General features: G+C 60.2%; 18 protein-coding genes. 10 read left to right on the top strand and 8 right to left on the bottom strand.

All coding sequences use genetic code 11. The features are described 5' to 3' along the window. Positions 1–7: 7 nt before the first annotated feature. Positions 8–691, top strand: a complete 684-nt coding sequence (locus ACRZ9X_RS07705) for a DUF1045 domain-containing protein (RefSeq protein WP_480517461.1) — start codon at positions 8–10, stop codon at positions 689–691. On the opposite strand, the gene ACRZ9X_RS07700 is transcribed toward ACRZ9X_RS07705, so the two are convergent. The 8 genes from ACRZ9X_RS07700 to phnG are packed head-to-tail and all read right to left on the bottom strand — an operon-like array spanning position 673 to position 6,271. Beyond that, the gene (locus ACRZ9X_RS07700) at positions 673–1,161 is read right to left on the bottom strand and encodes a phosphonate metabolism protein/1,5-bisphosphokinase (PRPP-forming) PhnN (RefSeq protein WP_480517459.1); all 489 of its coding nucleotides are present in this window, start codon (positions 1,159–1,161) and stop codon (positions 673–675) included. The two genes, ACRZ9X_RS07705 and ACRZ9X_RS07700, sit on opposite strands and share 19 nt — an antisense overlap. A 56-nt stretch (positions 1,162–1,217) precedes the next feature. Then, positions 1,218–1,901 (bottom strand): phosphonate C-P lyase system protein PhnL, encoded by a 684-nt coding sequence (gene phnL / locus ACRZ9X_RS07695; protein WP_480517457.1) that lies wholly within the window; start codon positions 1,899–1,901, stop codon positions 1,218–1,220. A 24-nt stretch (positions 1,902–1,925) separates the two neighbouring features. Next, positions 1,926–2,696, bottom strand: coding sequence for a phosphonate C-P lyase system protein PhnK (gene phnK, locus ACRZ9X_RS07690; RefSeq protein ID WP_480517455.1), 771 nt, complete (start codon positions 2,694–2,696; stop codon positions 1,926–1,928). Beyond that, entirely contained in the window at positions 2,681–3,553 is an 873-nt protein-coding gene (locus tag ACRZ9X_RS07685) for an alpha-D-ribose 1-methylphosphonate 5-phosphate C-P-lyase PhnJ (protein WP_480517453.1), read from the bottom strand. The genes phnK and ACRZ9X_RS07685 overlap by 16 nt, the downstream gene beginning before the upstream one ends. After that, a complete protein-coding gene (locus ACRZ9X_RS07680) occupies positions 3,550–4,146 on the bottom strand; it encodes an HAD family hydrolase (protein WP_480517451.1) in 597 nt (198 codons plus the stop codon). Before ACRZ9X_RS07680 ends, ACRZ9X_RS07685 begins: the two co-directional genes overlap by 4 nt. Next, on the bottom strand, positions 4,143–5,234 hold the full coding sequence (locus ACRZ9X_RS07675; RefSeq protein WP_480517449.1) for a carbon-phosphorus lyase complex subunit: 1,092 nt from the start codon (positions 5,232–5,234) through the stop codon (positions 4,143–4,145). Before ACRZ9X_RS07675 ends, ACRZ9X_RS07680 begins: the two co-directional genes overlap by 4 nt. 3 nt (positions 5,235–5,237) lie before the next feature. Further along, on the bottom strand, positions 5,238–5,813 hold the full coding sequence (phnH, locus tag ACRZ9X_RS07670) for a phosphonate C-P lyase system protein PhnH (RefSeq protein ID WP_480517447.1): 576 nt from the start codon (positions 5,811–5,813) through the stop codon (positions 5,238–5,240). Continuing rightward, positions 5,813–6,271 carry a phosphonate C-P lyase system protein PhnG gene (gene phnG / locus ACRZ9X_RS07665; protein WP_480517445.1) on the bottom strand — a complete coding sequence of 153 codons (459 nt, stop codon included), beginning with the start codon at positions 6,269–6,271 and terminating at the stop codon, positions 5,813–5,815. The genes phnH and phnG overlap by 1 nt, the downstream gene beginning before the upstream one ends. 103 nt (positions 6,272–6,374) lie before the next feature. On the opposite strand from phnG, the gene phnF reads away from it, so the two are divergent. The 9 genes from phnF to ACRZ9X_RS07620 all read left to right on the top strand — a co-directional run bounded on the left by phnF (position 6,375) and on the right by ACRZ9X_RS07620 (position 13,212). Then, the gene (gene phnF / locus ACRZ9X_RS07660) at positions 6,375–7,088 is read left to right on the top strand and encodes a phosphonate metabolism transcriptional regulator PhnF (RefSeq protein ID WP_480517443.1); all 714 of its coding nucleotides are present in this window, start codon (positions 6,375–6,377) and stop codon (positions 7,086–7,088) included. A 190-nt stretch (positions 7,089–7,278) separates the two neighbouring features. Continuing rightward, positions 7,279–7,962 (top strand): ribulose-phosphate 3-epimerase, encoded by a 684-nt coding sequence (gene rpe / locus ACRZ9X_RS07655; protein WP_480517441.1) that lies wholly within the window; start codon positions 7,279–7,281, stop codon positions 7,960–7,962. 204 nt (positions 7,963–8,166) lie between these two features. Next, positions 8,167–8,985 (top strand): cyclase family protein, encoded by an 819-nt coding sequence (locus ACRZ9X_RS07650; RefSeq protein ID WP_480517439.1) that lies wholly within the window; start codon positions 8,167–8,169, stop codon positions 8,983–8,985. 165 nt (positions 8,986–9,150) lie between these two features. Beyond that, positions 9,151–9,369, top strand: a complete 219-nt coding sequence (locus ACRZ9X_RS07645; protein WP_480517437.1) for a DUF1127 domain-containing protein — start codon at positions 9,151–9,153, stop codon at positions 9,367–9,369. Positions 9,370–9,605: 236 nt separating this feature from the next. Then, entirely contained in the window at positions 9,606–10,598 is a 993-nt protein-coding gene (paaA, locus tag ACRZ9X_RS07640) for a 1,2-phenylacetyl-CoA epoxidase subunit PaaA (RefSeq protein WP_480517435.1), read from the top strand. 18 nt (positions 10,599–10,616) lie between these two features. Then, positions 10,617–10,901 carry a 1,2-phenylacetyl-CoA epoxidase subunit PaaB gene (gene paaB / locus ACRZ9X_RS07635; protein WP_010437865.1) on the top strand — a complete coding sequence of 95 codons (285 nt, stop codon included), beginning with the start codon at positions 10,617–10,619 and terminating at the stop codon, positions 10,899–10,901. Beyond that, positions 10,901–11,659: a 1,2-phenylacetyl-CoA epoxidase subunit PaaC gene (gene paaC, locus ACRZ9X_RS07630; RefSeq protein WP_480517433.1), complete on the top strand. Its 759-nt coding sequence runs from the start codon at positions 10,901–10,903 to the stop codon at positions 11,657–11,659. Before paaB ends, paaC begins: the two co-directional genes overlap by 1 nt. A gap of 6 nt (positions 11,660–11,665) precedes the next feature. After that, entirely contained in the window at positions 11,666–12,124 is a 459-nt protein-coding gene (gene paaD, locus ACRZ9X_RS07625) for a 1,2-phenylacetyl-CoA epoxidase subunit PaaD (protein WP_480517431.1), read from the top strand. A 14-nt stretch (positions 12,125–12,138) separates the two neighbouring features. After that, entirely contained in the window at positions 12,139–13,212 is a 1,074-nt protein-coding gene (locus ACRZ9X_RS07620) for a 2Fe-2S iron-sulfur cluster-binding protein (RefSeq protein ID WP_480517429.1), read from the top strand. Positions 13,213–13,224 lie beyond the last annotated feature (12 nt).

Genomic DNA, 13,224 nt, shown 5'->3' with positions numbered 1-13,224 from the left:
GGTCAAATTGACATTCACGCGATATGCGATCTACTACGTCCCGCCCGAAGGCACGGGCTGGGGGTCTTTCGCCACAAGCTGGCTGGGCTGGGACATGGCAGCGGGGCAAGCGACCCCGCATCCCGCCATCGATGGCGTCGACGTGTCGGCCGTGACTGCAGCCCCCCGGAAATACGGGCTGCACGCCACGATGAAACCGCCGTTTCGCCTGACCTCCGGATGCACCGAGACAGAACTGCGCTCTGCCTGCACCACTTTCGCCCGTACGCAACCGCCTGTGTCTCTGACCGGGCTGGAAATCGCGCGACTGGGCCGCTTTCTGGCCTTGCGGCCCCTGGGCGATACCCAGGCCCTGAACGATCTGGCCGCAGCCTGCGTGCGCGCCTTCGACGGTTTTCGCGCGCCCGCGACCCAGCCCGAGCTGGAAAAGCGCCGCATCAAAGGGTTGTCGTCGCAACAGGACGCAAACCTTACGCGTTGGGGCTATCCTTACGTGATGGACGCCTTCCGCTTCCACATCACCCTGAGCGGGCGGCTGAACAAACAGGATCTCAGCCGGGTCGAGATGGCCTTGCAGGACCGGCTTGCCCCTATCCTCCCCAGTCCTTTCCTTCTGGCAGATATTGCCTTGGTTGGCGAGGCCGAGAATGGTCAGTTTCATCTGATACATCGCTATGCCCTCTCTGGTTGAAGCTGGGACACAACAGCGTCCACCGCGGTCTCCAGAGGGCCGGAGTTGTCAACCTCGATAACCCGGCGCAAACCTTGCGGCACCGGGGTGTCTGCCCGTTCAAGGCGCTGCATCTGCTCTGCTTCGGTCTCGCGTCCCCGTGATGACAACCGTCCGGCCAGAACCTCCGACTCAGCCGTCAACGAGATCACCACAAGATCGCAAAAAATCTCCTGGGCCTGCAGCAGGATGCTTCGGGACAGGTTCACCAACACCGCCTTGCTGGATCTGCGCAACGCGTTGATCTCGGAAGGGATTCCATAATTCAAACCGTGGGCATGCCAGTGCAGAACAAAAGCGCCGTTTGCCACCATATCCTCAAACACCACCACCGAGACCTGATCAAAATCTTCACCCTCCTGCCCATCGGGGCGCGTAATCACCCGGCGCATTCGAGACATACCCGGCACACGCGCTTCAACCCCAGCCATCACGCTATCTTTCCCGACACCCGAGGGACCAACAAACGCTATGACCGGGGCAAGGATCATGCGGCAAGACCGGGGGCAAAGCGCGACACGTCGATCTCGCGGTCGCAGACACGGTTCCGCGCCGCAATATCATGGAATATGCCAACAATCGCGGCACCCCGCGCCTTGGACTCTTCTATCAGGCTCAGCACCGTATTGCGGTTCTGCACATCCAGCGACGCTGTCGGCTCATCCAGCAACATCGCCGGAAACTCGTAGGCGAACCCGCGTGCGATGTTCACCCGCTGCTGCTCGCCACCTGAAAATGTCGTCGGGCTCAACCCCCACAGACGCTCGGGAATGTTCAGTCGTGACAACAATTCCGCCGCTTTATCCAGCGACGGTTTACGATCATGTCCCAGCGCCAATAGCGGCTCGGCCACAACCTCCAGCGTCGGCACGCGGGGGACAACCCGCAAAAACTGGCTGACATAACCCAACGTCTCACGCCGCAACGCCAAAACCTCGCGCGGGGCGGCGCGCGCCACATCCAGCCCGCCAACCAAAACCTGCCCGGACGCGGCAAGATAATTGCCATAGATCACCCGCATCAAGGTCGACTTCCCGGCACCCGAAGCACCGGTCAACGCAACACATTCGCCCGGAGCCGCGTGCAGCGACGCCCCCTTTAGAACAGGCAAAACGGCACCGCCCTGATTGTGCAGGGTAAAGCTTTTGCTGACGTCTTTGAGTTCAATCATCGCCCTTCATCTTTTCAAAAATACTCAAACCTGCAGAACGCTGGAAACAAGCAGCTGCGTATAGGCATGTTGCGGATCGTCCAGAACCTGATCGGTCAACCCGGCCTCGACCACGTGGCCGTCTTTCATCACCATCAGTCGATCGGCCAAAAGGCGCACCACAGCCAGATCGTGCGTCACGACAATGGCGCTCAAACCCATCTCGCGCACCAAACCGCGCAACAAATCCAGCAATCGCGCCTGAACCGAGACATCCAGCCCCCCGGTCGGTTCGTCCATGAACACCAGCCGAGGTCCCGTCACCAGGTTACGCGCGATCTGCAAGCGTTGCTGCATCCCGCCGGAAAAAGCCGATGGACGGTCATCCACGCGACCGTCGTCAATCTCAACCCGTCCCAGCCAGTCAATGGCCCGGTCGCGGATCTGACCATAGTGACGATCCCCGACAGCCATCAGACGTTCGCCGATATTCCCCCCCGCGCTGACCGACATGCGCAAGCCGTCCCGGGCATGCTGGTGTACAAAGGCCCAGTCAGTGCGGCCCAGCATCCGGCGCTCGGGTTCAGACATCGTGACCGTGTCCACCGGTCCCTGCGCGCGGGTGTCGAACACCACACGCCCCTGATCCGGCTTCAGATAACCGGCCAGACAGTTCAGCAGCGTCGACTTGCCCGAGCCGCTTTCCCCCACGATCCCCATCACCTCGCCGGGATAAAGGTCGAAACTCACACCCGTGCAACCAATCCGAGGCCCATAGGTCTTTCGAATGTTCTGAACGCTCAGCAGCGGGGCCATGCCGCATCCTCTTTGGCCAAACGGCCCTCATGGCCCGCTTCACGGCGCGAGCGGCAATAATCAGTGTCCGAACACACAAACATCCGGCTGCCTGTGTCATCCATGATCACCTCGTCCAGATAGCTGTCTTCGGCTGAGCACAGATCACAGGAGTGATCTGCCTTGGAAGCCTCGAAGGGGTAGTCTTCAAAGTCGAGGCTGACGACCTTGGTATGCGGTGGCACCGCATAGATGCGCTGCTCGCGGCCCGCACCGAACAGCTGAATCGCATCCATTTCCAGCTTGGGATTGTCGAATTTCGGGATCGGCGAAGGGTCCATCACATAGCGCCCCGACACCTCGACCGGATAGGAATACGAGGTCGAGATCGCCCCGTGCTGGCTGATGTCCTCGTAAAGCTTCACATGCATCAATCCGTATTCTTCCAGACTGTGCATCTTGCGGGTCTCGGTTTCGCGGGGCTCCAGAAAGCGCAGGGGCTCGGGGATGGGTACCTGATAAACCAGAATCTGATCCCCGCGCAGCTTGGCCTCGGGGATGCGATGGCGGGTCTGAATGACCGTGGCCTTTTCGGTCTCCTCGGTGGTTTCAACCCCGGCTGTTTTTTCAAAGAACTTGCGGATCGACACCGCGTTGGTCGTGTCATCGGCCCCCTGGTCGATCACCTTGAACGTATCTTCGGGCGTCAGGGTCGCGGCCGAGACCTGCACCCCACCCGTACCCCATCCATAGGGCATCGGCATCTCGCGGCTGGCAAAGGGCACCTGATAGCCCGGCACCGCCAAACCCTTGAGGATCGCCCGACGGATCATCCGCTTGGTCTGCTCGTCCAGATAAGCAAAGTTGTACGCGCTCATAACAGGCCCCTGTTGGCCAGCTCACTTTCCAGTTCAGCCGGGTTTCTGAAGTGGATGCCATCCATACCGACGGCGCGGGCACCTTCGATATTGTGCAAGCCATCATCGATGAACACGCAATCCGCAGCCGCAATCCCGGCCCTTTCACACAACAGCCTGAAAATGCGCGGATCAGGCTTCATGATGCCTTCCTGTCCGGAAACCACCAGCGTTTCGAAAACCTCTCCAAGACGCGGATGCACCTTCAGGCCCTCAGGCCAGGTTTCCGCCGACCAGTTGGTGATCCCGTGAATCACGGTTCCGTTGTCCTTGAGGCGGTCCAGAATCTCCCACGTGCCGTGGATCGGGTTCTGGACCGTGCGGGAATAGCGCGCGACGTAAGACGCAAAGAGGCGCTGATCCTGCGGGTCATCCAACTCGGTGGCCATATCCGCAAAACGTTCACCATTGTCGCCTCGCGCGTTCCGGGCCAGAAATCCTGTTCTGGCAATGAATGCATGTGCGGCGTCTTCCGAGCCCAGATCTTCGGCCCAGGCCAGATGAGGCTGCCAATCGACCAATACACCACCAATGTCGAAAACAACCGCTTTCATTCCGCAGCCTCCTCTGTGGCAATCCTGTTTTCCGCCTCGCGGCGCAGCTTGCGGACCAGTTCCAGTTCAGACTGAAAATCCACGTAATGCGGCAACTTGATATGTTCGAGGAACCCTGTCGCCTGAATGTTATCCGCATGGCTGAGCACGAATTCCTCGTCCTGCGCAGGCGCCCCCAGATTGTCTTCGCCCAATTCCTTCCAACGCAGCGCGCGATCAACCAGCGCCACGGCTATGGACTTGCGTTCGGACTGACCAAAGACCAGCCCATATCCGCGGGTAAACTGTGGCGGTTCGGTCTTGGAGCCTTTGAACTGGTTGACCGTTTCGCATTCGGTCAGTTCCACCTCGCCGATATCGATAGCAAAGCCCAGTTCGGGAATGTCCATTTCAACAGCGACCTTGCCGATCCGCAGCTCGCCGACAAAGGCGTGGTTGCGGGCGTATCCGCGCTGAGTTGAATAGGCCATTCCAAGCACGAACCCTTCATCACCCCGCGTCAGGGATTGCAGACGCAGGGGGCGGTTGGAGGGGTATTCCATCGGCTCGCGCGTCAGATCACCCGGCGTGGTATCGCTGTCAGGCTCGTCCTGAATAATCCCCTCGCGTGACAGGAATGTGCAGATATGCGGGGTCGGTTCGGTGCGCGGAGCGCTTTCCGGTGCGGGTGCAATATCGGTCTCGGCAGCCAGTTTGAAATCCAGCAACCGATGGGTGTAATCGAATGTCGGCCCCAGCACCTGACCACCGGGCGCGTCCTTGAACGTGGCCGAGATCCGCCGGTCGCATGCCATGGTGCCTGTGTCGACCGGGTTGGTATAGCCAAAGCGCGGCAGGGTTGTGCGATAGGCGCGGATCAGGAAAATCGCCTCGATCAGATCACCCCGGGACTGCTTGATCGCAAGCGCGGCCAGATCCGGATCATAAAGCGACCCTTCGGCCATCACCCGGTTCACCGCCAGGCTAAGCTGTTCACGAATCTGCGCGATGTTCAGTTCGGCCACATCGGTGGGGCCACGCCGTTCCTCGGCCAACCAGCTATGGGCGTTTTCGATGGCTTTCTCGCCGCCTTTGACAGCAACATACATCGCCTAGCCCTCGTCCGTGATCTGCGTGCTGCGCGGCAGAGCCGCAACCCGGTCGCCGCAAGTGAAAAAGAAATCGCATCCCAGCGGATACAGCATCGCATTGCCCTGCAACGCAGCGATGTCCGGAAGGGACAGATGCGCGGCCGATTTGATGCCCGGTCCGCGCAGCGCAGCCCCGCTTGGTTCAAGCGCGTCACATTCCACGATAAGTGTTGCCGAGCGATCCGGGTATTCCGGTGTGCCGATGCGATAGGCGGTCACCGGCTGCAGGTCCTGCCATGTTCCGACCGCAAAATCAGCTTCGGCCGCCCCGACAATCGGTGCGCCAGTGTGAAAGATCAGCCACTGACGGATGCAGTCGTTATCAGCGGCTCCCGCAAGATAAACCTTGGTGTCCGTGTCGCATAATGTCAGCAAGAGCGTGCCAGCGGCGACGGATAACGGCGCGGGCGGCTGCGCGCCGGACACCGCGCGGATTTCACCCGGACGTGCCATGACCGTCATTGCGGCACGAAAGGCATGCGCTGCCTCGATCGCCGCGTTTCGGAACCCGCCCGAGAAATGCGTTTGCGCGGTCATCAATCTTCTCCCCGCACCAGAGTGAAGAATTCAACCTTGGTCGCCGCGGCTTTGGAGGCCCGGGCGGTTTTGGCGGCACGCTCCAGCGTTTGCAACGGAGCGATCACCTGCGCCTTCACCGCAGCGGCGCGCGACGTCTGCATCAACGCATCGATCAGAGCCGCCGCTTCGGCCTTGCGCTTGGACCGGCCCTGCACATAACCGTGCCCGACCGTGCCATCCGCAAGCTGCAGCGAACACCGCGTGACGGTCATTTCCCCGAGATTGAAGGGCGCGCCAGTGCCTCCAGTCCGTCCGCGCACCATGACACCCCCCACTTCCGGGCTGCGCAGCCAGTCGAATGCCGGACGGTCCTGAACCTGCGCCCAAATATTCAGCAGCGCATCTTCCGGCGCACGCGCCAGCAGACCCATCCATTCCTGGCGTGCTCTTTCGCCGTTTTCCGCCTGATCTTTCATCAAAGCCCCTTGGCTGGGTTGTCTACATACACTATACAACTAGACAAATTTTACACCCAGGACGCACATCGCGCAATCAGGCCGTGGTTTAAGATTTTATGACATGAGCAAAACACCCGTCTGGAAAAGCATCGCCCTGAGCCTGACGGCGGATATCGCCGAGGGTCGCTATGACACAGGCGCACGATTGCCAACCGAGGCGCAACTGGCCGCCAAGCACGGGGTGAACCGGCACACTGTGCGCCGAGCGTTGTCTGACCTCGCTGAACAGGGGTTGGTGCATGCAAGACGGGGTGCGGGCGTGTTTGTGACCGCCCGCCCCACAGACTATCCGATTGGCAAGCGGGTCAGATACCACAAGAGCATCTCGGCCAGCGGGAAGATCCCCGGCAAGAAAATCCTCACCCTCACCACCCGCGCCGCAGATGAGACCGAGGCTGAGGCTCTGCAGCTTGCGCCCAAAGAAGAGGTGCATGTGTATGACGGGCTTTCGCTGGCCGATGGTCAACCCATCGCTCTGTTCCAGAGCGTCTTTCCTGCGCGGCGCCTGCCCGGCATTCTGCAGGCATTGGATGAAACCCGATCCGTCACGCAGGCACTGAAACGTTGTGGCATAGATGATTATACGCGCATCTCAACGCGTCTGACCGCGCGGGCGGCAACAGCCACGCAAGCCCTGCATCTTCGCCTGACCGAGGGTGCACCAGTGTTGTTTTCAATCGGGATCAATGCCGATCTGAATGGCACGCCTCTGGAGTTGGGACGAACTGCGTTTGCCGGAGAGCGCGTAACCCTGACGTTGAGCGAAGACGCGTAACAGGGCCTCCCACCTGTCTTCGACCTCCTGAAGGAGGTCTCAGCCCGGTTCTCCTCGTCCACTTCCAAGACCGGACAGATGGGATGTCGCCTGGCCTGAAAGGCCCAGCCGCCTAACGCCATAGGCCCTACCCTTTTCAGTGTGGCCTCGCTATATGCGAGACCGAAACGCCATCCACATGAGGCCACAGATGAGTTTTGACCGCAGCATCAAGATCGCCCCGTCGATCCTGTCCGCCGATTTCGCCAATTTCGGCGCCGAGATTCAGGCGATCGAAGCACAGGGGGCCGATTGGGTCCATGTGGACGTTATGGACGGGCATTTCGTACCAAATCTGACATTCGGCCCTCCGGCCGTGAAAGCGTTCCGTCCGCACGTCAAAACAGTGATGGATGTGCATCTGATGATCTCACCGGTTGATCCCTACATTCAGGCTTATGCCGACGCGGGCGCGGATATACTGACCGCCCATATCGAGGCCGGGCCGCACACCCACCGCACCCTGCAGGCCATCCGCGCTGCGGGTATGAAGGCCGGCGTTGCCCTGAACCCCGGCACCCCTGCGGAAGCGGTCGAACATCTTTTGGACCTGACTGATCTGATCTGCGTAATGACTGTGAACCCCGGCTTTGGCGGACAGAAGTTCATCGACATGACTGCCAAGGTGCGACGCCTGCGCAAAATGATCGGGGACAGACCGGTGCATATCGAAATTGACGGGGGCGTTGACCCCAATACAGCACCTTTGCTTTCCACAGCAGGGGCGGATGTCCTGGTGGCCGGATCAGCCGTGTTCAAAGGCGGCTCGGTCTCCGAGCCGGATGTCTATGGCGCAAACATCCGCGCCATCCGCGCCGCAGCTGAACCGGCGTAACGGCGGCACACTTTATCTGACGGCTGAGACCACGGGCAGGAAACAGCCGTTCACCCGCTCACAGCTGCAATACTCACGTCAATGAGAACAAGTTCACATAACAACTTGTCCCAATCGCTCTAGGATGCATGAGATCGGGTCAGGCCCGCCCGGCCACGTGTCGACGGCCCAAATCCCGATGCCAACAATTCAGGGAGCGAGAAAATGTGCGATGTATGTGTGATGAACGCGGTCAAAGATCGGATGCTGTCCCGGCGTTCGTTCTTCAAGGCCGGGGCTGCAATGGCGGCCGGAACGGCACTGGGCGCGGCGGCAACCACTCCGGCTATGGCGGCAGGGCACGGCGAAGTGGTCGATATGACCCATATTTACGATGCAGAGTTCCCCACTTACTTTGGCGTGCCTGGCATCGAGGCCACACAGGCGTTCAACTTCAAGGATAACGGCTTCAACCTGTTCAATCTGGCGGTCAATGAACACACCGGCACACATATCGATGCGCCGCTGCATTTCTCGGCGGATGGTCAGGCTGTCGATGAGATCCCGGTTTCAAATCTTGTGTGCCCGCTTTGCGTGGTCGATATCGCGGCCCGCGCAGCAGATGACGCAGACGCACAGGTGACGCCCGACGATCTGAAAGCGTGGATTTCTGCAAATGGTCCAATCCCTGATGGTGCCTGCGTGGCGATGCATTCCGGCTGGGGCACGAAAACCAGGTCTGCCGAATTCCGCAACGCCGATGGCGAAGGCAAAATGCATTTCCCCGGCTTTCATGTCGAAGCGGCGCAAATGCTGATGGACGAGACCGGCGCGGTGGCGATGGCCGTGGATTCCCTGTCGCTGGATCACGGGCCGTCCGCCGACTTTGCCACGCATTATGCGTGGTTGCCGACCAACCGCTATGGAATCGAAAACCTCGCCAATCTGGACAAGGTTCCGGCCAGTGGCGCGACTTTGGTCGTCGGCGCTCCGGCCCATCGAGGTGGCTCGGGGGGACCCGCTCGCATCTTTGCGATGGTCTGACGCCACAATCGCAGGCAGGCGGCCACCGCGCCGCCTGTCTTATCTGTGTTCAGGCCCTTCAGGTTTGCATCTGCTGCACAGCGGTTATTCCGATAGGCGACTGGTTGGTTGCAGACTGCAGCCCTAGAATGCGCGACGATACCGCTCTGACAAAGACATCTTACCATGCGCCATTCTCTTCACCCCCGCCCCACACTGAATGTTCTCGTCGAGATCGCAGGCGACATCGCCCGCGGAATTCTGTCGGGCTTTGCCCGCATCGGCGAAGCGCGCGCAAAATCGCGGCGTGTCTCGCGGCTGTGGGCGCTGACAGATGCCGAGCTTCAGGTACGTGGCCTCAGACGAGAAGACATCGTCAGGCTGGTGATGGCCGACGTGATCTGACACCGGCCCGCTGTATCCACTCCCGCCCATGACTGTCAGGCCGCAGCAGTGCGAGGGCTTTCGCAGGCCGCAATACGTTACCGATTTCTTAGCATTGCAGTATTTCGGTTACATTTTTCTTGCCGCGAATCGCAGATCGGGGTATTAACCGACCCATCGGTCACTTAATTATGCGCCATCCGCCGGACCTCGTTTCAGATACCTGGCAGAGCCGCATAAAGCGGAGGGGAACTGAGATGTACGCTCAGATGATCAAAACAGCCGGAACCGGCGTGAAAACGCGCGAGGACATGTCCGACCAAGAGCGCGCTTTTCAAGACAAGATCGACGCCGACATCAAGATCGAACCCAAGGACTGGATGCCGGATGATTACCGCGCCACCCTGATCCGCCAGATCGGTCAGCATGCCCATTCCGAGATCGTCGGCCAACTGCCCGAAGGCAATTGGATCACCCGCGCACCCACGCTGGAGCGTAAGGCAATCCTGCTGGCCAAGGTACAGGATGAGGCTGGGCATGGGCTGTACCTCTACTGCGCGGCGGAAACGCTGGGTGTCAGCCGCGACGAGATCACCGAGATGCTGCTGGATGGCCGTATGAAGTACTCGTCGATCTTCAACTATCCGACGCTGAACTGGGCCGATATCGGCGCGGTCGGGTGGCTGGTCGATGGCGCTGCGATCATGAACCAGGTGCCGCTGCAGCGGACCTCTTTTGGCCCCTATTCGCGCGCAATGATCCGCATCTGCAAGGAAGAGAGCTTTCACCAGCGTCAGGGTTATGACGCGATTCGCAAGATGGCCGAGGGCACGCCCGAGCAGCGCCGAATGGCGCAGGATGCGTTGAACCGGTTGTGGTATCCGTCGCTGATGATGTTTGGCCCGTCCGACAAGGACAGCGTGCATTCAGCTCAATCCATGGCCTGGAAGATCAAGATCAACACCAATGACGAGCTGCGCCAGAAATTCGTCGATCAGACTGTCCCGCAGGCCGAATATCTGGGGCTGACCATCCCCGACCCCGACCTGAAATGGAACGATGAACGCGGTCACTATGACTACACCGATCCGGACTGGTCCGAGTTCTATGACGTGCTCAAAGGCAACGGCCCCTGTAATGTGGATCGTCTGGCCGCACGCAACAAGGCCTGGGACGACGGCCAATGGGTGCGGGACGGATTGCTGGCCCATGCCCGCAAGAAACGCACCCGCAATCTGGCGGCAGAGTAAACCCAAGGAGGACACACAATGAACAACGAATGGCCCCTGTGGGAAATCTTCATCCGCGGCCAACATGGCATGAGCCACCGTCACGTCGGCTCGCTGCACGCCCCCGACGCGGAAATGGCGATCAAGAACGCCCGCGACGTCTATACCCGTCGCAACGAAGGCGTTTCGATCTGGGTGGTTGAAGCCAACAACATCTCGGCCTCGTCGCCCAGCGACAAAGGACCGCTGTATGAGCCCAGCGAAAGCAAGGTTTATCGCCACCCGACCTTTTTCGACATCCCCGACGAAGTGGGGGCGATGTGATGACCCGGGACGAGGCATTCCTGCAATTTCTGCTGCGGATGGGCGACAATACCCTGATCCTCGGCCACCGCGTCAGCGAATGGTGCGGCCACGCGCCGGTGCTTGAGGAAGACATCGCGCTGGCCAACACCGCGCTGGACCTGATCGGTCAGACTCAGATGTGGCTTGGCCTTGCAGGTGAGATCGACGGCGGCAAAAGCGCCGATGATCTGGCCTTTCTGCGTGATGCCTGGGATTTCCGCAATGTGCTGCTGGTCGAGGTGCCCAATGGCGATTTCGGCCGCACCCTTATGCGTCAGTTCCTGTTCGATGCCTGGCATTCAATCATGCTGGGCCGGCTGATGACATCGTCGGATGACCGCGTCGCGGCCATCGCGGCCAAGGCCAGCAAAGAGGTCACGTACCATCTCGAACGCTCGGGCGACACCGTGGTCGGGCTTGGCGACGGAACCGAGGAAAGCCATGCCCGGATGCACGATGCGCTGACCTATCTTTGGCCTTATGTGGGCGAGATGTTCGTCAGCGACGATGTGGACGCCGAACTGGCCAAGGCCGGGATCGCACCGAACCCCGCCGAGCTTCGTTCGGAATATGACGAGCTGATCGGACGGGTTCTGACCGAAGCAACCCTGACCATTCCCGACAGCCGCTTTGCCCACAAGGGCGGGCGCGACGGGCGAATGCATACCGAACATCTGGGCCATCTGCTCACGCAGATGCAGTGGTTGCAACGCGCCTATCCCGACGCAAGCTGGTAAAGGCAAATGCGCGCTACAACGGATCAGATCTGGGAATGGCTTGATGCCGTTCCCGACCCAGAGATCCCGGTGATTTCGGTCGTGGATCTGGGCATCGTGCGCGACGTGCGGTGGGATGAGGACACGCTGAGGGTCACGGTCACACCAACCTATTCCGGCTGCCCGGCGACGTCTGTCATCAGCATGGATATCGAAACCGCCCTGCGCGACCACGGCATCGACGATGTCCGGATCGAAACCAGCATTTCGCCCGCCTGGACCACCGACTGGCTCAGCGACAAGGGCCGCGCCCGGCTGGAGGAGTTCGGCATCGCACCGCCCCAACCTGCAGGCGGGCCTGAACGCTGCCCGCGCTGCGGCAGCAAGGCCGTTGAGAAGGTCAGCCAGTTCGGCTCGACCCCGTGCAAGGCGCATTGGCGCTGCACCGATTGCCTGGAACCGTTTGACTATTTCAAGTGCATCTGAGGGAGGATCACCGGATGGCACGCTTTCATGATCTGGAAGTCACCGAGATTCACAAAACCATCCGCGACGCGGTGGTTGTGACGTTAAAGCCGCAAAACGGTGCGGCGGCTGAATTCGAGTTCACCCAAGGCCAATATCTGACCTTCCGGCGCGACTTCGATGGTGAAGAGCTGCGCAGGTCCTATTCGATCTGTGCGGGCAAGGATGATGGCATTCTGCAGGTCGGTATTAAACGTGTCGATGGCGGGGCATTTTCCACATGGGCCAACACGGACCTCAAGGTTGGAGACGTTGTGCAGGCGATGCCACCCATGGGCAGCTTTTACACAGCAATCGACCCTGCGGCAGAAAAACAATACCTCGGCTTTGCAGGCGGGTCCGGCATCACCCCGGTGCTGTCGATCCTCAAGACCACATTGGCGCGAGAGCCGCATTCGCGCTTCACGCTGGTCTATGCAAACAAGGGCGTGAACACGATCATGTTCCGCGAAGAACTGGAGGACCTGAAAAACCTCTATATGGGCCGTCTGAACGTGATCCATATCCTTGAGGCCGACGCGCAGGAGATCGAGTTGTTTACCGGTCTGGTGTCCGAGGACAAATGCGCCGAACTGTTCAAACACTGGATCGATATCGAAAACGTCACCACCGCGTTCATCTGCGGGCCGGAACCGATGATGCTGGGCATCGCTGCGGCCTTGCGCACGCATGGGCTGGATGACGGGCAGATCAAATTCGAACTGTTTGCCAGCGCCCAGCCGGGCCGTGCCAGACGCAAGGCCAGTGGCGCGGATACAGCGTCACAGGCCAACCAGACCAGGGCCGCAATCACCATGGACGGGGCCACGCAGACGGTCACGATGCCCAAAGATCGGTCAATCCTTGACGCCGCTTTGGACAACGCGATGGACGCACCATTTGCCTGCCGCGCCGGGGTGTGTTCGACCTGCCGCTGCCGGGTGATTGAAGGCGAAGTCGAAATGGTCGCCAACCACGCGCTTGAGGATTACGAGGTTGAAAAGGGTTATGTGCTGAGCTGTCAGGCCTATCCCCTGACCGATACCGTCACCGTCGACTACGACCAGTAAAGGGAGAGGACC

The sequence above is a fragment of the Ruegeria sp. AL1 genome, from assembly GCF_056540905.1.
The sequence above is the reverse complement of the archived record's forward strand: the minus strand, read 5'-3'. Positions and strand labels throughout refer to the sequence as shown.